The 23,144-nt window shown below is 47.1% G+C and carries 23 protein-coding genes; 2 read left to right on the forward strand and 21 right to left on the reverse strand.

Annotated features, from left to right (window positions below; all coding sequences use genetic code 11):
• Positions 1–278: 278 nt before the first annotated feature.
• Positions 279–1,244, forward strand: coding sequence for an integron integrase (locus tag JAO78_RS03475; protein WP_226750370.1), 966 nt, complete (start codon positions 279–281; stop codon positions 1,242–1,244).
• A gap of 334 nt (positions 1,245–1,578) precedes the next feature.
• Here the strand turns inward: JAO78_RS03475 and prpF are convergent, their stop codons facing one another.
• The 19 genes from prpF to yceD form a co-directional block, all read right to left on the reverse strand.
• On the reverse strand, positions 1,579–2,766 hold the full coding sequence (gene prpF, locus JAO78_RS03480; protein ID WP_226749967.1) for a 2-methylaconitate cis-trans isomerase PrpF: 1,188 nt from the start codon (positions 2,764–2,766) through the stop codon (positions 1,579–1,581).
• Positions 2,766–5,351, reverse strand: coding sequence for a Fe/S-dependent 2-methylisocitrate dehydratase AcnD (gene acnD, locus JAO78_RS03485; RefSeq protein ID WP_226749968.1), 2,586 nt, complete (start codon positions 5,349–5,351; stop codon positions 2,766–2,768). Before acnD ends, prpF begins: the two co-directional genes overlap by 1 nt.
• A gap of 166 nt (positions 5,352–5,517) precedes the next feature.
• On the reverse strand, positions 5,518–6,645 hold the full coding sequence (gene prpC / locus JAO78_RS03490; RefSeq protein ID WP_226749969.1) for a bifunctional 2-methylcitrate synthase/citrate synthase: 1,128 nt from the start codon (positions 6,643–6,645) through the stop codon (positions 5,518–5,520).
• A 40-nt stretch (positions 6,646–6,685) separates the two neighbouring features.
• The gene (gene prpB, locus JAO78_RS03495; protein WP_226749970.1) at positions 6,686–7,567 is read right to left on the reverse strand and encodes a methylisocitrate lyase; all 882 of its coding nucleotides are present in this window, start codon (positions 7,565–7,567) and stop codon (positions 6,686–6,688) included.
• A gap of 1 nt (position 7,568) precedes the next feature.
• Positions 7,569–8,255 (reverse strand): GntR family transcriptional regulator, encoded by a 687-nt coding sequence (locus tag JAO78_RS03500; RefSeq protein ID WP_226750371.1) that lies wholly within the window; start codon positions 8,253–8,255, stop codon positions 7,569–7,571.
• A gap of 508 nt (positions 8,256–8,763) precedes the next feature.
• Positions 8,764–9,555: a TatD family hydrolase gene (locus JAO78_RS03505; RefSeq protein ID WP_226749971.1), complete on the reverse strand. Its 792-nt coding sequence runs from the start codon at positions 9,553–9,555 to the stop codon at positions 8,764–8,766.
• 40 nt (positions 9,556–9,595) lie between these two features.
• Entirely contained in the window at positions 9,596–9,922 is a 327-nt protein-coding gene (locus JAO78_RS03510; protein WP_226749972.1) for a PilZ domain-containing protein, read from the reverse strand.
• 257 nt (positions 9,923–10,179) lie between these two features.
• Positions 10,180–11,103, reverse strand: a complete 924-nt coding sequence (holB, locus tag JAO78_RS03515; protein ID WP_226749973.1) for a DNA polymerase III subunit delta' — start codon at positions 11,101–11,103, stop codon at positions 10,180–10,182.
• Positions 11,100–11,726, reverse strand: a complete 627-nt coding sequence (tmk, locus tag JAO78_RS03520) for a dTMP kinase (protein ID WP_226749974.1) — start codon at positions 11,724–11,726, stop codon at positions 11,100–11,102. The genes holB and tmk overlap by 4 nt, the downstream gene beginning before the upstream one ends.
• 1 nt (position 11,727) lies before the next feature.
• Complete coding sequence (gene mltG, locus JAO78_RS03525) at positions 11,728–12,765, reverse strand: endolytic transglycosylase MltG (RefSeq protein WP_226749975.1); 1,038 nt, start codon at positions 12,763–12,765, stop codon at positions 11,728–11,730.
• Complete coding sequence (gene pabC / locus JAO78_RS03530; protein ID WP_226749976.1) at positions 12,759–13,559, reverse strand: aminodeoxychorismate lyase; 801 nt, start codon at positions 13,557–13,559, stop codon at positions 12,759–12,761. The genes mltG and pabC overlap by 7 nt, the downstream gene beginning before the upstream one ends.
• A gap of 662 nt (positions 13,560–14,221) precedes the next feature.
• Positions 14,222–15,460 (reverse strand): beta-ketoacyl-ACP synthase II, encoded by a 1,239-nt coding sequence (fabF, locus tag JAO78_RS03535; RefSeq protein ID WP_226749977.1) that lies wholly within the window; start codon positions 15,458–15,460, stop codon positions 14,222–14,224.
• Between the two features lie 81 nt (positions 15,461–15,541).
• Positions 15,542–15,778 carry an acyl carrier protein gene (gene acpP, locus JAO78_RS03540; RefSeq protein ID WP_027670184.1) on the reverse strand — a complete coding sequence of 79 codons (237 nt, stop codon included), beginning with the start codon at positions 15,776–15,778 and terminating at the stop codon, positions 15,542–15,544.
• Between the two features lie 127 nt (positions 15,779–15,905).
• Positions 15,906–16,652, reverse strand: a complete 747-nt coding sequence (gene fabG, locus JAO78_RS03545) for a 3-oxoacyl-ACP reductase FabG (protein ID WP_226749978.1) — start codon at positions 16,650–16,652, stop codon at positions 15,906–15,908.
• A gap of 10 nt (positions 16,653–16,662) precedes the next feature.
• Positions 16,663–17,598: an ACP S-malonyltransferase gene (gene fabD / locus JAO78_RS03550; RefSeq protein WP_226749979.1), complete on the reverse strand. Its 936-nt coding sequence runs from the start codon at positions 17,596–17,598 to the stop codon at positions 16,663–16,665.
• A gap of 14 nt (positions 17,599–17,612) precedes the next feature.
• Positions 17,613–18,572, reverse strand: a complete 960-nt coding sequence (locus JAO78_RS03555) for a beta-ketoacyl-ACP synthase III (protein WP_226749980.1) — start codon at positions 18,570–18,572, stop codon at positions 17,613–17,615.
• A 6-nt stretch (positions 18,573–18,578) separates the two neighbouring features.
• Positions 18,579–19,577: a phosphate acyltransferase PlsX gene (gene plsX, locus JAO78_RS03560; RefSeq protein ID WP_229588036.1), complete on the reverse strand. Its 999-nt coding sequence runs from the start codon at positions 19,575–19,577 to the stop codon at positions 18,579–18,581.
• A 65-nt stretch (positions 19,578–19,642) separates the two neighbouring features.
• Positions 19,643–19,807, reverse strand: coding sequence for a 50S ribosomal protein L32 (gene rpmF, locus JAO78_RS03565; protein WP_226749982.1), 165 nt, complete (start codon positions 19,805–19,807; stop codon positions 19,643–19,645).
• A 15-nt stretch (positions 19,808–19,822) separates the two neighbouring features.
• Complete coding sequence (gene yceD, locus JAO78_RS03570) at positions 19,823–20,350, reverse strand: 23S rRNA accumulation protein YceD (RefSeq protein ID WP_226749983.1); 528 nt, start codon at positions 20,348–20,350, stop codon at positions 19,823–19,825.
• A 117-nt stretch (positions 20,351–20,467) separates the two neighbouring features.
• On the opposite strand from yceD, the gene JAO78_RS03575 reads away from it, so the two are divergent.
• A complete protein-coding gene (locus JAO78_RS03575) occupies positions 20,468–21,070 on the forward strand; it encodes a Maf family protein (RefSeq protein WP_226749984.1) in 603 nt (200 codons plus the stop codon).
• A 6-nt stretch (positions 21,071–21,076) separates the two neighbouring features.
• Here the strand turns inward: JAO78_RS03575 and JAO78_RS03580 are convergent, their stop codons facing one another.
• On the reverse strand, positions 21,077–21,724 hold the full coding sequence (locus JAO78_RS03580; RefSeq protein ID WP_226749985.1) for an HAD family hydrolase: 648 nt from the start codon (positions 21,722–21,724) through the stop codon (positions 21,077–21,079).
• 1 nt (position 21,725) lies between these two features.
• Positions 21,726–22,679, reverse strand: coding sequence for a 23S rRNA pseudouridine(955/2504/2580) synthase RluC (rluC, locus tag JAO78_RS03585; protein ID WP_226749986.1), 954 nt, complete (start codon positions 22,677–22,679; stop codon positions 21,726–21,728).
• Positions 22,680–23,144: the final 465 nt, after the last annotated feature.

Consider the following 23,144-nt stretch of genomic DNA (forward strand, 5'->3'; position numbering starts at 1 on the left):
TCAATCGTTTGGATGAATTCTTTTTTACTAGATGACTGCATTATACTTACCTAACGCTTATTCGACAGAAAAGTCCGTATTTAAACACGGACTTTTCCGCAATTGTAAATTTAATAATTTACACATTAACCACAAAAACCTCTGAAGACAATACTTTGCAACATTAAATTTATAAAAGTATGTAACAAATACGGAAATATCCGTCTAACAAGAGCGACTTGACATTTCAAAAATAGCTGTATACTTAAACAGTGTTATGCCGGAGGTGTAAGATGGTAATGAAATCGCCTTTTTTAGACTTTGTCGCTGAAGAAATGTACAAGCGCCGCTATGCCAAGCGCACAGTGGAGACCTATGTATACTGGATCCGCTTTTATATTTTATTTCATAAAAAACAGCACCCTAAAGACTTAAGTGAGGCGCAGGTTGAACAATTTTTAACTTACCTTGCCGTGGAGCGGCATGTTGCAGTTCAAACACAAGCACTTGCGTTGAACGCCCTCAGCTTTTTGTATAAAGAGATTTTTCAGCGCCCGCTCGCTCTTAATCTCAACTTTAATCAATCAAGTAAGCCTAGAAAGCTTCCTGTTGTGTTAACAAAAGACGAAATTAAACGCTTATTAAAAGAAATTGATCCGAGCTATCTCTTACTAGCTCAATTGTTATATGGCAGCGGCTTACGTTTAATGGAAGCTGTGCGTTTACGGGTTGCCACGATTGATTTTGACTATCTGTCGGTTATGGTGTGGCACGGTAAAGGCGGTAAACATCGGCGCGTTACTCTGGCTCCAGAACTGGTGCCGGCGTTAAAACGCCAAATTGCTATAGTTGAAGCTTACTATCAGCACGATCTGGCAACTGCAGATTATGCGGGGGTTTGGTTACCATTTGCATTGGCGCGAAAATACCCAAATGCACCAAAAGAGCTTGGTTGGCAGTATTTATTTCCATCCGGCAAACTCAGCATTGATCCTGATTCTAAATTACTGCGTCGTCATCATATAGATGAGTCGGGTTTGCAAAAAGCGGTGAAAATTGCAGCTCGTAAAGCGGCTATCAACAAGCATGTTAGCTGTCATACATTGCGACATTCCTTTGCAACCCATCTTTTGCAAGCCGGTATGGATATACGTACTGTGCAGGAGCAACTGGGCCATACCGATGTAAAAACGACGCAAATTTATACCCATGTATTAAAACAAGGGGGAAATGCTGTGCAAAGCCCGTTATCTCAGCTGCTTTAAATAAACCGTGTGATTGCAATTATCTGACTCAACGCTGTTATATCAATCTACTTTATGTCGGTTGTGTAAGCCCTCTATGCTGTATGATTTGAGGTTCTGCTTAGCGCTTATTCTTGTTCTAGCGGTTTTACCTGTAAAAATCAGAGGAATCAGGTTATTTACAGCGTCAGTAATAATCTGCAGTGAGTATTGACGCTTGCAGGCGAATGATCCGAGCACAGTTTTTTTAACCGCGACAATGTCGAACTCGTTTTTGTCTATGTGCTTCACGCCAGCCTGACTAAAAAAACAGAGCGCCTAAAGCGCCCTGTTTTGTTTGTATCCATTGCCTCTACTAAAGGCAATTGCCTGGCACTCTTACCCAACCTTCCATTAAAACGCGCGCACTGCGGCTCATAATAGCTTTGGTAACCGTCCACTCGCCCTCTACTTGCTCTGCGGCAGCCCCAACGCGTAGCGTACCTGACGGGTGGCCAAAACGCACTGCATCTCGAGCACCGCCCCCGGCAGCTAAGTTCACTAACGTACCCGGTATAGCCGCCGCTGTGCCAATGGCCACCGCAGCGGTGCCCATCATGGCATGGTGTAACTTGCCCATCGACAGCGCCCGCACCAGTAAATCAATTTCACTGTTGTCTACCTGCTTACCACTGGATGAAACATAGCTCTGCGGTGGTGCCACAAACGCCACTTTAGGCGTATGTGCTCTGGCGACTGCTTCGCTAACATCGCTAATTAAGCCCATTTTTATCGCGCCATAGGCACGAATGGTTTCAAAGCGCGCCAGCGCAGCGGGGTCACCGTTAATCGCGTCTTGCAGTTCCGTACCGCTGTAACCAATATCGGCTGCATTCACAAAGATTGTGGGAATACCGGCGTTAATTAATGTGGCTTTAAATTGGCCAACTCCCGGCACCGCTAACTCGTCTACCAGGTTACCGGTTGGAAACATGGTGCCGCCACCTTCGCCTGCATCGGCAGCGGGGTCCAGAAACTCAATTTGCACTTCCGCTGCCGGAAAAGTTACGCCGTCTAGCTCAAAATCGCCGGTTTCTTGCACTTCACCGCCTGTTATCGGCACATGGGCAATAATGGTTTTTTTGATATTGGCTTGCCAAATACGCACGGTACAAATGCCATTGGCCGGAATACGTTCTGCATCCACTAAGCCATTGCTAATCGCAAAGGAGCCGACCGCCGCAGTGAGGTTACCGCAGTTACCACTCCAATCAATAAACGGCTTATCAATGGCAACTTGGCCAAATAAGTAATCCACATCGTGACCGGTTTGACTGCTTTTACTTAAGATCACTGTTTTACTGGTGCTTGACGTCGCGCCGCCCATACCATCGGTATGCTTACCGTAAGGATCGGGGCTACCAATCACTCTAAGCAGCAGGTTATCCCGCGCTTTACCTGGCACTTGCGCAGCCGCAGGTAAATCGTCCAGTTTAAAGAACACGCCTTTCGACGTGCCTCCTCTCATGTACGTCGCCGGGATCTTAATTTGTGGTGCAGCCATTACACTGCTCCTTGCAGGAAATCCTGCGCAAAGCGCTGCAATACACCGCCTGCTTCATAAATAGACACTTCTTCAGCCGTATCTAAGCGGCAGGTTACCGGCACGTTAACTGTTTCACCATTGGCGCGGTGTATCACTAAGGTCAGGGTTGCACGTGGCGTCCATGCACCCACCACATCATAGGTTTCGGTACCATCTAACTGCAGCGTTTTACGAGTGGTGCCCGCAGCAAACTCTAGCGGTAACACCCCCATACCAATTAAATTGGTACGGTGAATACGTTCAAAGCCTTCAGCCGCAATGGCTTCTACCCCGGCTAAACGCACACCTTTGGCCGCCCAGTCACGTGAAGAACCTTGACCGTAATCGGCGCCCGCCACAATAATCAGCGGTTGTTTACGCTGCATATAGGTTTCAATCGCTTCCCACATGCGGGTCACTTTACCTTCTGGCTCTAAGCGCGTTAACGAGCCCTGTTTTACTTTACCATCTACCACCGCCATTTCATTAATCAGCTTCGGATTTGCAAAGGTGGCACGTTGTGCGGTTAAGTGATCGCCGCGGTGCGTGGCATAAGAGTTAAAGTCTTCTTCCGGTAAGCCCATTTTGTGCAGGTATTCACCGGCGGCACTGTCTAGCATAATGGCATTAGAAGGCGATAAGTGATCGGTCGTAATATTATCACCCAGCACAGCTAACGGCCGCATGCCGGTAAGGCTGCGCTCGCCCGCCAACGCGCCTTCCCAATAAGGTGGGCGGCGAATATAAGTACTTTGTGGCCGCCAGTCATACAGTGGGCTTATTTGCTCACCGTAATCCACGCTCACTTCAAACATGGGCTCGTACACTTTGCGAAATTGCTCAGGTTTTACGCTGGCTTTCACTACCGCATCAATTTCTTCATCGCTTGGCCAAATATCTTTTAAGGTAATAGCCTTGCCTTCATGATAGCCCAATACGTCTTTTTCGATATCAAAACGGATTGAGCCGGCAATCGCATACGCCACGACTAAGGCTGGCGAAGCTAAAAAGGCTTGTTTGGCATACGGATGAATACGACCGTCAAAGTTGCGATTACCCGACAATACGGCCGTAGCGTAAAGATCACGCTCAATCACTTCTTGCTGAATAACCGGATCCAACGCGCCACTCATGCCATTACAGGTGGTACACGCAAAACCAACAATGCCAAAACCCAGTTGCTCAAGCTCAGGCAGTAAGCCCCCTTCTTCTAAATACAGTTTTACCGCTTTTGAGCCGGGCGCCAATGACGATTTCACCCAAGGCTTGCGCGTTAAGCCCATTTTATTGGCATTACGCGCTAACAGGCCAGCAGCAATGACGTTGCGTGGGTTTGAGGTGTTGGTACAGCTGGTAATAGCCGCAATAATTACGGCACCATCAGGCATTTTGCCCTCTTCTTGCACATAGCTTGCGGCAATGCCGCGCGCCGCTAAATCGCTGGTAGCTAAGCGCGCATGCGGGTTAGATGGCCCGGCCATAGTGCGGCCTACGTTAGATAAATCAAATTTTAATACCCGCTCATATTCTGCCGTTTTTAAACTATCCGCCCATAAACCCGCAGTTTTGGCATAGGTTTCAACCAGCTTCACTTGCTCTGGCTCGCGGCCGGTTAGGGTTAAATAGTCGAGCGTTTGCTGATCAATGGCAAACATGGCCGCCGTTGCGCCATATTCTGGGGTCATATTCGAAATGGTTGCCCGATCACCTAAACTCAGGCTGTCAGCGCCTTCGCCGTAAAACTCTAAGTAGCTTGATACCACTTTTGATGTACGTAAAAACTCGGTCAGTGCCAGTACAATGTCAGTAGCCATAATGCCTGGCTGGGCTTTTCCGGTTAGCTCTACCCCAATAATATCGGGTAAACGCATCCAGCTAGCACGGCCTAACATCACGCTTTCGGCTTCTAAGCCACCCACACCAATCGCAATCACGCCTAAGGCATCCACATGTGGCGTGTGACTGTCGGTACCCACCAGCGTATCCGGAAAAGCCACCCCATCTTTAGCATGGATAACCGGTGACATGCGCTCCAAGTTTATTTGGTGCATTATGCCGTTGCCTGGCGGGATCACATCCACGTTTTTAAAGGCTTTTTTGGTCCAATTAATAAAGTGAAAGCGATCGTCGTTACGGCGATCTTCAATGGCGCGGTTTTTCTCAAACGCATCTGCTTCAAAACCGGCATGTTCTACCGCTAACGAGTGGTCAACAATTAATTGCGTGGGTACCACTGGGTTAACTTTGGCCGGATCACCGCCCTTTTCAGCGATGGCATCCCGCAAGCCGGCTAAGTCGACTAAAGCGGTTTGGCCTAAAATATCATGGCACACGACGCGTGCCGGAAACCAAGGAAAGTCGAGATCGCGTTTGCGATAAATAAATTGTTTTAAGGCTTCGGTTAGCATCGCCGGATCGCAGCGGCGTACTAAGTTCTCGGCATGTACACGAGAGGTGTAAGGCAGTTTGGCATAGGCGCCCGGCTCAATGGCATTAACAGCCGCTTCGGTGTCAAAGTAATCCAGCTGGGTACCCGGTAATTTTTTGCGGTATTGGCTATTCATGGTCAGTCTCTTTCTGCAAAATCTGATGATGTTAAAGCACCGGCTTAAACAATCGAACCGGATTGCTCATGCCTAGCCGCCGTGAATACATCCATGTAGGCTTCATTAAGGCATCCATGCCTTCAAGACTTGGCTTAGAGCAAGCCGGTTCTCAGTGGGTCAGTTTTTAACGAGATTCAATCGGCGTTACCGTGCGCGGTTCTACACCCACGTAATCTGCACTTGGCCGGATGATACGGTTATCAGCACGCTGCTCCATCACATGCGCGGCCCAACCGGTTAAGCGGCTGCACACAAAAATGGGGGTAAACAGCTTGGTTGGAATACCCATGTAGTTGTAAGCCGAGGCATGAAAAAAGTCGGCGTTACAAAACAGTTTTTTCTCACGCCACATGACCGCTTCACAACGCACCGACACATCATACAAACGGGTATCGCCATTTGCATTGGCCAGTTTTTCTGACCATGCTTTGATCACGGCATTACGTGGATCCGACTCTGAGTAAACCGCATGGCCAAAGCCCATGATCTTTTCTTTGCGTTCCAACATGCCTAATAGCTTGCTTTCAGCATCATCGGCATCAATCATGCCTTCAATCAGTTCCATTGCCGCTTCATTAGCGCCACCGTGTAATGGGCCACGTAATGAACCAATAGCGCCGGTAATACAAGAGTGCATGTCGCTAAGCGTCGATGCACAGACGCGAGCGGTAAAGGTTGAAGCATTAAACTCATGCTCGGCATAGAGGATCAACGACGCTTCCATCACTTCGGTATGTAAGGCAGTCGGTTTTTCACCATGCAAGGTCCATAAGAATTGCTCGGCAATAGAGTCAGCCGCGGTCTCTACTTCAACCCGCTTGCCGTGGTGACTGAAGTTATACCAGTAGTTTACTAAACCGGGGAAAATAGCCAACATACGATCAGACGCATCTTGTTGCTCAGCAAAGCTTTGCTCAGTCTCCAAATTACCTAGCATAGAACAACCCGTACGCATGACATCCATGGGATGAGCTGTCGCAGGAATGCGCTCTAATACATCTTTTAATGCCTGCGGTAAGCTACGCAAACCTTTTAACTTGGTTTTATAAGCGGCTAGCTCAGCGCTCGTCGGTAGCTCGCCTTTTAAAATTAAATAAGCGACTTCATCAAAGGTACAGTTAGCGGCTAAATCTTTTACATCGTAACCACGATACGTTAAACCCGAACCGGTTTTGCCCACGGTAGATAAAGCGGTTTTACCTGCTACTTGGCCGCGCAGACCGGCACCGGTCAGTTGTTTGCCTGTTGCCATTATCTTGCTCCTGTATTTATGATTATTTAATTTAAAAATATTATTTTTTGGTACTGAATAAACTGTCTAGCTTTTGCTCAAAGCTGTGATAATTCAAGAAGTCATAGAGCTCAGCACGGGTTTGCATGCTGTCTACTACCGCTTTTTGATCGCCATTGGCTAAAATAGATTCATACACATTTAACGCCGCTTTGTTCATCGCTCTAAAGGCACTTAATGGGTACAGCACCATCGCTACACCAACGGCGGCTAACTCGGCTTTGTTAAACAACGGCGTTTGGCCAAACTCGGTAATATTCGCCAAAACCGGTACTTTTAACGCTTGAGTAAAAGCGGTATATTGCTCAAGGGTGTGCACCGCTTCAGCAAAAATGGCATCGGCACCGGCCGCTTCACAAGCTAAGGCGCGTTCAATGGCTGCCTCTAAGCCTTGTTGCGCGAGCGCATCGGTGCGCGCCATAATAAAAAAGCTTTCATCGCTGCGCGCATCCACACTGGCTTTTACCCGATCAACCATCTCTTCTAACGACACAATTTCTTTATTAGGGCGATGGCCACAGCGCTTTTGCGCTACTTGATCTTCAATATGAAAACCGGCCGCACCCGCACGGGTCATTTCTTTTACGGTACGCGCAATGTTAAAGGCGCCACCCCAACCGGTGTCAGCATCCACTAATAAAGGCACACTGGTCGCAGCTGTAATGCGGCGAATATCTTCACACACATCATTTAATGACGTCATACCTAAGTCAGGTAAGCCAAACGAGGCATTCGCTACACCCGCCCCTGACAAATACAAGGCTTGATGCCCGGTACGCTCCGCCATCATCGCCGTGTAGGCGTTAATGGTGCCCACGATTTGTAGCGGTTGATTAGCGCTGATGGCAGCGCGAAATTTTTGTCCGGCAGTTAAGGTGGTCATATTAGTTCCCCGTTTGTTCACGTTGTAAAAGTGTAGGTTCAATGTTGCGGCGCGACGCGGCAACATGGCGGCGCATCAGTAAGTCGGCGAGTTCACCATCACGGTTAGCAATGGCATTAATAATGGCTTTGTGTTCATCAAAAGCGCGTGATACCCGAGGGCCGTTCATACCCAGCTGTACCCGATACATGCGCATTAAATGATAGAGCTCATCGGTTAAAATATTAATCAGGTACGGGTTTTTACTACCCAAAATAATCCGGTAATGAAAATCGAGGTCACCGGCTTCTTGATAATAGCTCTCCCCCTCTCGTACACGCTGAGTAGACAAATGCTGATCCAGTAACGCCTGCATCTCTGCAATTTCCGCATCCGTCATTTGTGTCGCGGCTAAACGACAGGCTAGCCCTTCTAATTCTTCGCGTAGTTGATATAACGAAATTAAGCCTTCTGTCGACAATTTCACTACCCTAGCCCCGGCGTTAGGAATACGCTCAATTAAATGACAACGCTCTAAACGGGCTAACGCTTCACGCAGCGGTGCCCGGCTTAAATCAAAGCGTTTCGCCAGCTCAGGCTCACTGATTTTCGAACCCGGCGCAATATCACCTTCGACAATAGCACGCTGCATTTCTTGCAGTACGCGGTCGGCGGCAGTTACAGGGATATTTTGGCGGCTTGCATTCATCATATTGTCGACATAATAAAACAGTTGTGTAGTTTTAAGCCGTTTTTGCGCTATTGTCAAGCTAAAAAAAACAAGATTGTCGACAATCTGTCTGAAATAGGAGCATGTTGAGGGATAGATTAAACATTTTTGCCGTGTGCAATGCCTCTTTAAGCCACTGCACTACAATAGCTGATTATTTTTTAGACTTTTTTAGACTAAAAAAAGTACTTTATAGACAATCAATGTCTTAAGAATAAATGTAACGATCAGGCTACACAGTGCGGTTTGTTTATAAAGTCAGGGAGTTTGTTGCAGAATTGGAAACTACTTTTGTTTCACAACACGCGAAGTGGCAAAAAAAATATTAGCGGTATGGCAGGTAAAATACGGTGTATTAACTACACTCAAATTACATCATGACTTTTCGATAGCGCACGGCTCATTCCCTATGAGCCATTCCCCTAAGCCCAGAACAAGATAATTAGTTCTGGGCTTCTTTTATGCAGCAACGCCTAATTAACTAGCGTTACGCCACTAAACGACGGCGCTGCGCCAAAGGAAATAATCGATAGAAGTTTTCAGTGGTTGCGCTGGCTAATTCAGTAATACTGACCGCTTTAACTTCTGCAATGGCAGCAGCAACATCAGTAACATAAGCCGGTTGATTAGTTTTACCACGGTGCGGTACTGGCGCAAGATAAGGGGCGTCGGTTTCAATTAACAAACGGTCAAGAGGAAGTTTTTTGACCACATCCCGTAATTCTGCGGCATTACGAAAGGTCATAATGCCCGAGATCGAAATATAAAAGCCTAAATCTAAAGCCGCTTTTGCCATCTCATAGCTTTCGGTAAAGCAATGCAAAACGCCACCGGCGTTTTCAGCCTGATGCGACTTTAATAATGCAATAGTATCAGTGCGCGCATCACGCGTATGAATAATCAAGGGTTTAGTTAATTGGCGAGCCACACTAATATGTTTTACAAAAGCATCTTGCTGCGTCGCTTTACTCTCTGGGCTGTAAAAATAATCCAGACCGGTTTCCCCCACCGCCACAACACGCTCAGCGCTGGCGAGTTTCAGTAACTGCAGCTCATCAACGGTGCCCTCTTGATGCAGCGGATGCTCGCCACATGAAATAGAAACGCCCGTAAAAGGTTGCACTAAATCGGCCATCGCTGCAAATTCAGCTAAGGACACACTGACACACAGTAAATGTTCAATTTGCCGTTTTTCAGCGGCGGCAATCACCTGCTCTAGGCTCATACCCAATTTGTCGAGTTCTAACCGATCTAAATGACAATGCGAATCTATAAACAAAACAACCTCGAAAATACTGCTGTTATTAAAATGAATAACGTTACATGGTGTAAGTGGCTTCTGCACTACCTAACATGCCACCTAATAATTTTTCAATGCGATCACTTAAGCCATGTTTATCATCAATAAAGGCCACACCGACACCCGCCGGATTAGAGCTTTGCGCACCTAAAGGCGATACCCAGGCTACTTTACCCGTCGCTACAATAGGTTCAAGTGTATCGGGCAAGGTTACGCTAAGGGCTAACGATTGGCCCATTTTAAATACTCTAGCCGAGCGGATAAAAAGCCCACCGTTTTTTAAAAACGGCATGTAGCACTTATACAACTCTTTGCCATCATTGAAATTTAATGCAACTTCTTCCATTTTCGCTCCTCTGCTTATTCAGCAGACTATTAGGGCTTGTTGAACTTTTATACGGGTTTTATCGCATCGTCGCCAGTATTCATGAAGCGTTTGGCTGCTAGTAGGGCATTTTACTACTCAGCTATCGCTTGCCAAAAGGCGCGCGGCTAAACACCATGTGCGTTAATTCAGCTTTCGATACCACAGGGTATGCGTTGTTGGCGGCTTGGCGGCATCAAAGCCAAAATAAACACCACAAACGAATAACAACAATTGGCTTAGCGGCGGCGCATGATACTTTTAAATTCAAGCAATAAGGCGGTTAACGCCAGCGTTTTATTCTGCCCTAAAATCTGTTGCTCGTCACGACGCCAACGATAATACACTAGTTGCAAGCGTTGCAGTGCTTCAGGCGCCACATCTGAATGCTGGCTACACCACTGCGTTAAAAAGTAACCCAAAATTTGCGCACAGTCGGTACGGCCTTCTAAGTTTTTCACTAGCGTACTTAAGCCCGACTCATCCTGCAATAGCCGCGACAGTGCGGCCAGTAACTCTTCAATTTCTGCTGCCGTATTGCCTTGCAACAACGCCAAGGCCTGTAACGGCGCACCACCACTAAACGCAAACAAAAAACGCGGCAAACTGCCTTGATACTGCTGACTTAACCAATCAAACAAGTTGGCTTCATTTAAGGTGGGTAAACTCCAGCGCTGACAACGGCTGAGCAAGGTAGCTTTTAAACGCTGGGGCTGGCTGGTTTGCAGCACCAGATAACAGCCTTGTGGTGGCTCTTCTAAGGTTTTAAGTAAGGCATTCGCCGCCGCTTCCGTTAGCCGCTGCACTTCGGATAGCACAATCACTTTATTGCCGTGTTGTTGGGCAGCGCCTTGCGTAAAGTCGATAAGACGGCGAATTTCATCCACACCAATACTGTTATTGTCTTGGTTTAAAGTTAATAAATCAGGATGGTTACCCGCCGCTAACAGCAAGCAGCTTTTACATTGGCCGCAAGCCATGTCTGCTTGCCGATTTTTACATAACAGTAATGCCGCTAATGCTTGGCTTAATAGCTGTTTGCCTGTGCCAGGGGCACCGGTTAATAAAATAGCATGGGCTAAATGCTGCTCACTGGCCAATCGAGCCAGTTGCGCTAAGGGCGAAGCCAACCAAGGCATAGCACTTAACGGGACAACACTCATAACATGACCTCAGCCAAGGCATTCTCTAAGGCTGTGGCCACTTGTTCAATCGATTGCGCCGCATCAATAATCACAATACCCGGCTCACTGTGCGCAATGGCTAGGTATTTTGCGCGAGTGCGTTCAAAAAAAGCCAGTTGTTCCTGCTCAATACGATCGAGTTGCCCACGATGCGCAGCCCGGCTTAAACCAATAGCCGGATCAATATCTAAATACAAGGTTAAATCGGGCTGCGTGTTACCCAGCAGCGCTTTGCGTAGGTCGTTAATCAATTGTTCGTTTAACTGCCGACCACCGCCTTGATAAGCTCGTGAAGATAAATCATGCCGATCGGCTAAAATACACTGGCCTGCGGCTAAAGCCGGTTCAATCACATTACGTAATAATTGTACCCGGGCCGCATACATTAACAACAGCTCGGTCTCGGCGGCAATTTGCTCAGCCGGATCCGCGTGTTTGACTAACGTTCTTAATTGTTCGGCCAGAGGCGTACCACCAGGCTCGCGAGTGCACACCACCTGGTGGCCATGCTTTTCTAACCAGCGTTGAACTGTGGCCATTGCCGTACTCTTGCCGGCGCCTTCAAGCCCTTCGATGACAATAAACTTGCCTTGCTTAGTCATGTTATTTTCCAAGAATATATTTTTTAACCGCAGCATTATGCTGCTCAAGTGATTGTGAAAACACATGCGAGCCGTCACCACGACTGACAAAATAAAAGTAATCGCTTATCTCGGGTTGCGCAGCGGCAATTAACGCGCTGCGACTGACTAATGAGATCGGGCCAGGCGGTAAGCCATGATGGCGATAGGTATTGTAACGATGTGGATCACGTAAATTAGCGCGGGTAATACGGCCGCTGTACTCTGTTAAACCGTAAATAACGGTTGGGTCTGTTTGTAAACGCATATTGCTTTGTATGCGATTGATAAACACAGAGCTGACCAAGGCGCGCTCACTGGCGAGGCCGCTTTCCTTTTCAATAATAGAGGCCATAATCAGTAATTCGTAGGGGTTTTGCAGCGGTAAAGTGCTTTGGCGCTGCTGCCAATAACGCTCTAGCTCCGTTTTTAAAGCTTGATGCGCTCGGCGCCAAATGTCGCTAGCTTTACTATTGGCGGTATAAAAATAGGTATCGGGATAAAACAGGCCCTCTAACTCTTGCTCTACCCGGCCGGTTTGCGCCAATGTGCCCCAGGCTTCAGGCCAACTGATCAGTTCAGCGAGTTTATCACTACTATCAATATCTTGAATTAAATACGGCAAATCGACAAAACGCTGCCAACTTTGCGCTAGGGTTTCACCTTCAATTAATGTAACGCTAAATTGCGCCACCTTGCCACTACGAAACAACGCCAACGCTTCGCTAAGAGAACTTTGGCTAGGGACTCGATAAACACCTTGTTGTAACTGAGCAAGCTTTGGCTGCTGTTTAACATACAATTTTAAAACGTAACAATCTATGACCGTTAATTGCTGCTGTTGTTGCCAATCGCGGCATAAACTACGCACTGATGTGCCCGCTTTAAGCGTATAAAGGCTGTCACTGAAGGTCACTGTTTTTGCTAAGGTTGAGGTGGTTAATTGCTGCCAACCTGAATAAAGCAGCACGATGATTAACACTACCAACAGTGGTAGCCAGGCCAAAACTCGTTTTAACATAGCATCTCTTGCTGTAATTGCTGCACAGGTTCAAGCGGTAACGCTCGACCAGACAATTGTCGCACCGGCGCCACACCTAGCAAGGCGTTACAAATAAACATCGCTTCAACTTGGTCTAGTTCGGCTAAAGACAAGCAGCGTTCTTGAAACTGCGCTTGTTCGTTTAAAATATGTTGACGCATCACACCTGCTACTCCAGCCAAATGCAGTGGCGGTGTATACCAATGGCCCTTCAGTTGATAAAACAGATTGGCGGCCGTTGCTTCGGTAAGCTGTTGTTGTTGATCGGCCACGAGCAAATCATCAAAGTCAGTTTTCGCCAACTCTTGTTTTAACAACACTTGCTCGAGCCGATTAGTATGTTTAAGCCCAGCCAATGCCGGTTGAATAGCTAAGCGTAATTGCGCGACGCCAACACGGATACCCTGCTCTCGCCAGCGTTGATAATCGGGCATCGGAGCATGATACAAATACACCAAGGCTGAACTATGCGGACTTGGTGCATAACCTCGCCCGCCAATGCCTCGCGAGATCAATAATTTAATTACGCCATTACTGTTTTGCTTGGCCGCTTCTGTCAACAATGCTTGTGTTAAGCCGGACCAATCGATGGCGGGCATCGCTAATCGTGTTACCGATAACTGTAAGCGCGCTAGGTGCAGTGGCCACAACTGTGGCTGACCTTGCTTAATCGCAATGGTGGTAAAGACGCCATCACCGTATTGCAACGCTCGGCAACCTGCGGCGATCTGCAATTGTTCAATGTCTTTAATCAGTATAATGTCAGCCGACATAGCACGCCTGCACAGAAAAATATGCGCAAGTATGCCTTAATCTGTCATTAAAACAAAGCGCTCAGCGGGCAAAACAGCGCCGTGGGTTTACCGGCTATTATTTTAAAATGTCGGTTTAATTAAGTGATATCTCGTTCAGTGCATAGAGCAACAAAGATCCCGCAGTTTAATAAGCACAGGGATCTAGCCCTTGAAGCCGGTGGAGAAAATGTCTACCTCAAGGTGTCCTCACCTAAAAATTGAAATTAAATGAAATGAAATTTATTAAGTCAGAGATCATTTGCATACGGCAGCAAGCCCTCCGTACAGCTTTGCCAGAACACGCTGTAGACCCATCCATGGGCGCTCCTGTTTTTCATCCCTGAAAAACACGGTTCTGGACAAAGTATACTGCGCGCAATCTGCCTCAAAATGTTCATTAGAATGCCATCTAAACTTGAAAGCTTGCGGTGATTTTTGCAGACGCATTGGGGTAGCGTTTTCGTAACAGCAGCAGGGATGCTGCGCAGGCTGAAAGGGCACAGGGAGGTGACCCTTGAAGCCGGTGGAGAAAATGTCTACCCCAAGGCGTCCCTACCCCAAACTTTAAAATTTAACCCAAAGTAATGACAGGCATAAAAAAACCGCGCTATAAAGCGCGGTTTTTTAACAAGCACAGCGAGTTAGATCTTCTTGAACAGAATAGAACCGTTAGTACCACCAAAACCGAAAGAGTTACATAACGCATACTCTAATTGGGCTTGACGACTTTCGTGCGGCACATAATCTAAATCACACCCTTCACTTGGGTTGTCCAAGTTGATGGTTGGAGTCACCAACTGATCTTGCAGTGACAACACCGTAATAATCGACTCCACTGAACCGGCGGCACCTAACAAGTGACCGATCATTGATTTCGATGAACTGACCATCACTTTATCAATGTTGCTGGCAAACACAGATTTAATGGCACTGGTTTCGGCCAAATCACCGGCCAGCGTTGAAGTGCCATGTGCATTGATGTATTGCACTTGCTCCGCATTAACAGCCGCATCATTTAAAGCGTTTTGCATCGCCCGAGCGGCACCGGCACCGTTTTCTGGTGGTGAAGTCATGTGATAAGCATCACCGCTCATACCAAAACCGACTAACTCTGCATACATTTTCGCACCGCGAGCTTTAGCGTGTTCGTACTCTTCCAGTACCATCACACCTGCGCCATCACCTAACACAAAACCATCACGGTCTTTATCCCAAGGGCGGCTGGCTTGTTGTGGCGCATCGTTGCGAGTTGACAGCGCACGAGCGGCACCAAAGCCCCCCATACCCAATTCCGTAGACGCTTTTTCAGCGCCCCCGGCCACCATCACATCGGCATCACCATAAACAATCATTCGCGCGGCTTGGCCGATATTGTGTACACCTGTAGTACAGGCAGTAACAATACTGATATTCGGGCCCTGCAAACCAAGCATAATAGACAACTGACCGGCGATCATATTGATAATGGTAGACGGGACAAAGAAAGGCGATAAACGCTTCGGACCGCTGTTCATTAACTTTGTATGATTTTCTTCAATCAAGCCTAAACCACCAATACCTGAGCCGATAGCAGCGCCGATACGGTGAGCGTTTTGCTCGGTAACTTCCAATCCGGAGTCACGAAATGCCTGAATAGCCGCAGCAACACCGTATTGGATAAATAAATCCATTTTTTTAGTGTCTTTTGCTGGAAAATACGGCTCTACGTCAAAGTTTTTGACTAAGCCGGCAAATTTAGTTGTATAAGCGCTGGTATCAAAGTGCTCAATTAGACTAATACCGCTTTTAGCTTGCTGCAGTGCTTGCCAGCTGCTTGCGACATCATTGCCTAATGGCGTCAGCATACCTAAACCTGTTACCACTACACGACGTTTTGCCACCGTGTCCTCCGTTAGTACCTGTTTTTCTGATTCTTAAAACGAAAACGGGTAGCCGCGCTACCCGTTTTGCAAGCCTTTAGCTTATTCAGCGTGGGCTTTGATGTAATCGATGGCTGATTGCACCGTAGTGATTTTTTCAGCTTCTTCGTCTGGAATTTCAGTATCGAATTCTTCTTCTAACGCCATCACTAATTCAACAGTGTCCAGTGAATCAGCGCCTAAGTCATCAACGAATGAGGCTTCGTTTTTAACTTCGTCTTCTTTAACGCCCAGTTGTTCGATAATGATTTTCTTAACGCGATCTTCGATGTTGCTCATCTTTTCTTCCTTTTTCTCATATAAATCGCAACAATTCGTGCAATTTGGTGTGGCGCTAGTTTATTCGTAAGCTTAGGTTGTTGCAAGCAATGCGATAGGCATTTTTTGCTGGTCAAACCTGATTAGCTTACACCATATACATACCGCCGTTAACGTGAACTGTTTCGCCGGTGATATAAGCTGCGTGTGTAGAAGCCAAAAACGCCACTGTTGCTGCTATTTCTTCTGGCTGCCCTAAGCGATTAGCCGGCACTTGCGAGAAAATAGCGGTTTTTTGCTCTTCAGACAACTCTTTCGTCATGTCTGTATCAATAAAACCTGGCGCAACCGCGTTTACGGTAATTCCGCGTGATGCAACTTCTTTTGCTAACGACTTAGTAAAGCCTAAAACACCGGCTTTGGCTGCAGCATAATTGGTTTGACCGGCATTACCCATTGAGCCAACGACAGAGCCAATAGTTATGATGCGACCGAAACGTTTTTTCATCATGCTGCGTAACACGGCTTTGCTTAAGCGAAATACCGATGTCAAATTGGTTTGCATAATATCAAACCATTCATCATCTTTCATCCGCATTAGCAGGTTATCGCGAGTAATACCGGCATTATTGACTAAAATGTCGATTTCACCAAATTGATTTTTAATTTGCTCAAGGCAAGCGTCAACCGAAGCGGTATCGGTCACGTTTAGTACTAAACCCGCCCCCTGCTCACCAAGATATTCACCAATGGCAGCCGCGCCTTTTTCAGTGGTTGCCGTGCCCACAACTTTAGCGCCTAACGCGGCTAATTGCTCTGCAATAGCTCGGCCAATACCACGACTTGCGCCAGTAACTAACGCAACTTTGCCTTCTAAACTGATAAAATTATTCATCTAAATACCCTTATTCTGCTGCTAGCGCGGCGGTAAGCGACGTTGCATCATTAACTGAAGCGGTTTTCAGCTCTTTATTAATGCGTTTAATTAAGCCACTTAATACTTTGCCTGCACCTAATTCCAGTACTTCGGTAACGCCTTGCGCGGCGAAGTACTCAATAGTTTCAGTCCAACGCACTGGGCTGTATAGCTGCCGGATCAGTGCATCTTTGATCTCTGCTTGGATATTCGTTGCCATGACATCAACGTTATTGACCACAGGCGTACTAGGCGCAGCAAAATTAAGTGCCGCTAAATCTAAAGCTAGTTGTTCCGCAGCGGGACGCATTAACGCACAATGTGACGGAACGCTGACCGGTAAAGGTAAGGCACGTTTTGCGCCAGCGGCTTTACAGGCTTCACCAGCACGCTCTACTGCCGCTTTATGACCGGCAATCACCACTTGACCTGGAGAGTTGTAATTAACCGGTGAAACCACCTCACCTTCTGCCGCTTCTGCACAGGCTTTGGCAATGGCCGCATCGTCTAAACCAATAATGGCTGACATAGCGCCCACACCTGCAGGCACCGCCTGTTGCATATAGTGGCCACGCTTTTCTACCAGCTTAACCGCATCGGCAAGTGACAACACGCCCGCACAGACTAACGCCGAATACTCACCTAATGAGTGCCCTGCAAAATACGCCGGAGCCGCACCGTTTTGTAGTTGCCATAAACGCCATACCGCAACAGATGCCGCTAATAAGGCCGGCTGTGTACGATGCGTTTCATTTAATTCTGACTCAGGGCCAGTTGAAACCAGCGCCCAAAGGTCATAACCCAAAGCAGCAGAAGCTTCGGCAAAAGTGTCTTGAACCACGGTATGTTGCTGATACAGCTCGTTAAGCATACCCACGCTTTGTGAACCCTGACCGGGAAACACGATGGCAAGTTTAGTAGTCATAGTGATCCTGAAAATTAATAACGAATTAACGCAGACGCCCAAGCGAAACCACCGCCGAACGCTTCTAGTAATAAGGTTTGGCCTCGTTGAATACGACCATCGCGGATCGCTTCATCCAAAGCAGTGGGCACGGTGGCGGCAGACGTATTGCCATAACGATCAAGGTTAATCACCACTTGATCCATCGACATATCTAACTTACGCGCTACCGCAGCAATAATACGTAAATTTGCTTGATGCGGCACCAGCCAGTCAATATCAGACTTCTGCATATTATTGGCTTCTAACGTCTGCTCAACCACTTGCGACAGCTTGTTAACGGCCACTTTGAACACGTCGTTGCCTTTCATACTGCCCCACGATTCGTGTACTGATTTTTCATCGCCACGGATCGGATTATTCACGTACAGCAGCTCTGAATATTTACCATCGGCATGAATATGGGTCGATAAAATACCGGGTTGCTCAGAAGCTTCTAGCAATACCGCACCGGCGGCATCTCCAAATAAAATCACCATAGAGCGATCTTCAGGGCTGACTAATTGCGATAAACAATCTGAGCCAATCACCAAGACCCGCTTTGCCATACCACTTTTAATATATTGATCGGCAATACTTAAGCCATAACAGAAGCCGGCGCAAGCCGCAGCTATATCAAAGGCAGGAATGCCCGGAATATCTAGATCGCGCTGAATTTCACAAGCCGAGCTCGGTAATGAACGCGCCGAGCTGGTGGTGGCGCAAATGATCAGATCAATGGTGTTTTTATCGATGCCGGCAGCTTCAATTGCTTTGAAAGCAGCAGCAGTACCCATACTGGCAACTGATTCATCAGGGCCAATAATGCGGCGCTCTTTAATGCCAGTACGCTCGATAATCCATTCGTCTGTGGTTTCTACCATAGACTCTAGGTCCGCATTGGTGCGAACCAGTGACGGGAAATAACTCCCGGTACCAATAATTCTTGAGTACATGCTACCCTATGCTTTATCAATAAGAACTTGTTCCAACCGATCTTTTATTTTGGCTGGCACTTGGCGTTCAACCTCGCGCACAGCTTGTCGGATGGCACTTAAAAATGCGTCTTTTGTCGCATTGCCATGACTTTTCACTACGATGCCGCGCAATCCTATCAGACTTGCACCATTATAGTGGTCGGGGTTCATTCCCTGATAAAGACTTTTTAGCACAGGTTTAAACAACCAGCTTAATAAAGCGGCTAATGGCCGTTGTTTAATACTCTGTTGCGCCCGCTTAATAATCAGCTTAGCAACGCCTTCACAGGTTTTCAGCGCGACATTACCCACAAAGCCGTCACAAACAATCACATCAGCCTTGCCAGAAAAAATATCATTGCCTTCAATATAGCCGATATAATTCAAACCGTTGCATTCGGTTAATAATTGCGAGGCACGTTTTATTTGATCTGAGCCTTTAATTTCTTCCTCGCCCATGTTCAGCAAGGCCACCCGTGGGGCTTTAATACCAATAACTTGCTCGGCCATCACCGCGCCCATCATGGCAAATTGAAATAACGTATCCGCATCACAGTTTACCGTAGCACCTAAATCCAACATATAAACCGGATTACCTTGGCAACTGGGCAAAGCACTGATTAAAGCTGGTCGCTCAACGCCGTTAAGCATTTTTAACACATAATGTGCGATTGCAATTAAGGCACCGGTATTGCCGGCGGAGACACAGGCGTGGACTTGTTCTTGTTCAACCAGTTCTAAGGCATGACGCATGGCACTTTCACGTTTGCTGCGTAACGCTAACGCCGGCTTGTCGGCCATAAGTACTTGCTCAGTACTGTGAACAAAACGAATACGCGGTTCGTCGACCACACCAGCAAGCTTTAACGCTTGTTCTAGTACTGGCTGATCACCACATAAAACTAATTGAAGATGAGGGAATTCTTGAAGCGCTGCCAAAGCGGCAGGAATAGTAGATTGGGGGCCGAAGTCGCCCCCCATCATATCTAAAGCCAAAGAAGGCTTTAGCTGCTGCACGTGCTTACCGGTTAGGATAAGTGCGTCCAGACTTATTTTACTTTACGGCCTTTGAAGTAACCATCGGCAGTAATGTGGTGACGACGGTGAGTTTCACCGGTAGTTGCATCAACTGACAGCGTTGGGCCAGTTAATGCATCATGTGAACGGCGCATGTCACGACGTGCACGAGATTTTTTGTTTTGCTGAACAGCCATTGTATTTCTCCTAAATCACTTTTTTTTCAATTCTTGCAGTATAGCGAATGGGTTGGGCTTTTCTGGCTCTGGCCCGATATCACCGAAGCTAAGTGAGTCAGGATCAACCTGACAATCAACCGCATCATGCATCGGAAACAGTGGCAATGCCAGAATGAGTTCATCCTCAATCAACTGCCGTAAATTAATCTCGCCGTGCTCATCACGCTCGACCACGTCATAGCGCTCAGGAATCAATTCCAAAGCCGCGTTATCATCTCCTTTAACAGGAGTATATGCAAAACTTACGTCTAGTGTGAGTGGTATGGGTTCACCACAACGCTCACATTTAACACTTACCTGGCAATGCGCTGTACCGTTTAACACAGTAAGGTTTTGCTGGTCAATTTCGCATTCAATTCTGACTGTTACGTCGTCTTGGTACGCCATTAACCCTTCTTTAAGACGGATTAAGGTGTTTAGTGGCACTATACCGGAGTAACCGGAACGTTTTTGTGCTGCTTTAACCGGATCGAGCGTAACAGGTATTTTCAATTTTTGCATAAGGCGCGCATCATATAGAAGCAGCCCCTTGCTGTCAAAGGGTTCTGCAGGTTTTTCAACATTTTTGTCAGCAGGGTATTATAGTGTGCACCCTGTTGTTTATAAAAGGACTATTTTGTGACTATTGCCGAACGCCCTTCACTATATTTAGCTTCAACCTCGCCCTACCGTCGCGCGTTGTTAAGTAAATTAACTGAAAATTTTCAATGTATTGCCCCTAACACTATTGAAACACCCCGTGTCGGTGAAAGCGCCGAAGCCTTGGTACAGCGTTTAGCAACCGAAAAAGCACACGCCGTGGCCAGTACGTTAACGAGTGGCTTAGTGATTGGTTCAGATCAAGTGGCGGTATTTGGTAAAGACATTATTGGCAAACCGCATACGGAAGAAAAAGCCTACGCGCAATTACGCCAATTTAGCGGCCAAGCGGTGCAATTTCTTACGGGTTTAGCCGTAGTTAATGCCGCAACAGGTGAAACACAAACCACACTTGATAGTTTTAAGGTGCATTTTCGCACATTGACTGAGGCAGAGATCCGCTGTTACGTGGCACGAGAACAGCCGTTGGATTGCGCTGGAAGCTTTAAAAGCGAAGGCTTAGGCATTTGTTTATTCAGTAAATTAGCAGGCGATGATCCTAACAGCTTAATCGGCTTACCACTGATTAAGCTGTTGCAACTGCTGCGCCAAGCTGGCCGAGATCTGTTACTTGAGCCTTAACAGCGCTTAGCGCACCCAAGCGGGTAAATCAGCTAGCCGATCGATAATGGCTAATGGCGCATATTGTTGCAACACAGCAACGTCATGGGCGCCATGGCTCACCCCAATCCTAGGCATGGCAATAGCCTGAGCCATTTTCAGATCATGACTGGTATCCCCCACCATAATTGCTTCATTGGCAGCAACACCAAGCTGTTGAATAATTTGTTGTAACATATCGGGATGGGGTTTTGATTGTGCTTCATCGGCACAGCGACTGGTAGCAAAATAGCGCGCTAAACCGGTTTCGGCAAACATGCGATCTAAGCCTTTGCGCGCCTTTCCCGTGGCTACGGCTAATAGTACATTACGCTCAGCTAATTGCTGTAACACCTGCTCGGCATCGGCAAATAACGGTGTCGGCGTGGTGTCGTGCTGCACATATTGATCGCGATAATGCTCAAATAGTTGCTGCCGCTGCGCGGAATTAGCGCTAGGAAACAACATGTCAAATGCCGGATCTAAGCTTAAACCAATAATATGCCGCACCGCGGCCGTGCTTGGCACAGCAAGTCCGGTATGCAAGGCAGCAGCTTGCATCGAGGAGACAATTCGCCCAACGGAATCCATGACGGTGCCATCCCAATCGAAAATCACTAACTTGACTGCTGACATCTTATTTTCTCGTTAATTGGCTCATGGCTTGGTTTAACTGCTCATCCAGCGGGGCTTCAAACCGCATGGTTGTCTCGGTGCCGGGATGCATAAAACTTAAACTGTAAGCATGTAAAAATAACCGATTAAGCCCAATTTTATTCATTTGGCTACTAAAGGTGTTATCACCGTATTTGTCATCGCCGGCTATCGGGTGACCTTTACAGGCGGTATGAACCCGAATTTGGTGAGTACGGCCTGTTACCGGAAAGGCTTCTACTAAGGTGCCTTCCTGATAACGCTGCAAAATACGAAAACGCGTTTCCGATTCTTTGCCTTCTTTAGCATCGACCCGCACCACTCGCTCACCCGATTGCAGCGTGTTTTTCTTTAACGGCTCGGTCACTTTACGCATTTTGTTGTCCCAATCACCCGATACTAACGCCCAATATTTTTTCTCAACAGTTTTATCACGTAACTGGGCATGTAAATGCGTTAACACCGAACGCTTCTTCGCAATCATTAAACAGCCCGAGGTATCACGGTCTAAGCGATGAACTAATTCAAGATGTTTGGCCAAGGGCCGCAGAGCACGTAAGGCTTCAATAACGCCAAACTGCAAGCCACTGCCGCCATGAACCGCCATACCTGATGGTTTGTTTAACACGATTAAATCAGCGTCTTCAAACAAGATATGCTGCTCTAAATCTTTTACCATGCTCAATTTAACAGAGATAGCATCCGGCTCTGCAGCAACGGTAAACGGCGGTACACGCACCACATCGTCAGCTTGCAGCTTGTATTCAGGTTTGATGCGTTTTTTGTTGACCCGCACCTCACCTTTTCGCAAAACCCGATAAATGACACTTTTAGGTACGCCACGCAGCCGGGCAATCAAAAAGTTATCTATGCGCTGACCAATAAAATCACTTTCGATTTCAATCATTTGCACCGGCAATTTTATTTCATCAGTCATGGCTTTAAATTACTCTGCTAATATTACAATTCAGTTGCTATCCAAGGCGGAATAGTGGGATAATCACCCCGCTAATTCTGCCGAGTTTCGGCAATTAGGGCGCTCACAGTGACATAAGAGAAGTTGTGCGGCACCGTCAGGGGATGTGATCATACCGAAATCGTGGTGAAAACCAATGTTTTTTATACCCCCGGCGTTTACTCACTGCCATTTGCCTGAGGTAATGTTGCGTAATTTGTTACCAACAACGGCAAAACACAAGATCCGGTCACCGAGCAAAAATAAAGATTAGCCAGAACGCAGCGCTTTATGGCGATGTGTGTCAGATTTAAAAACGAAGACAGTTTAGCCTGCCCCAACAATACGTGTAGGCTCGCTACTGTAACGAGTAAAAAATTAGGTTCCCTCAAGCACCCAGTCGGGAGACTGCAGCATTATGTGTTTGATAACGTCTGAACACCCAGG

This window comes from Alishewanella maricola, assembly GCF_016343785.1.
Lineage (GTDB): Bacteria > Pseudomonadota > Gammaproteobacteria > Enterobacterales > Alteromonadaceae > Alishewanella > Alishewanella maricola.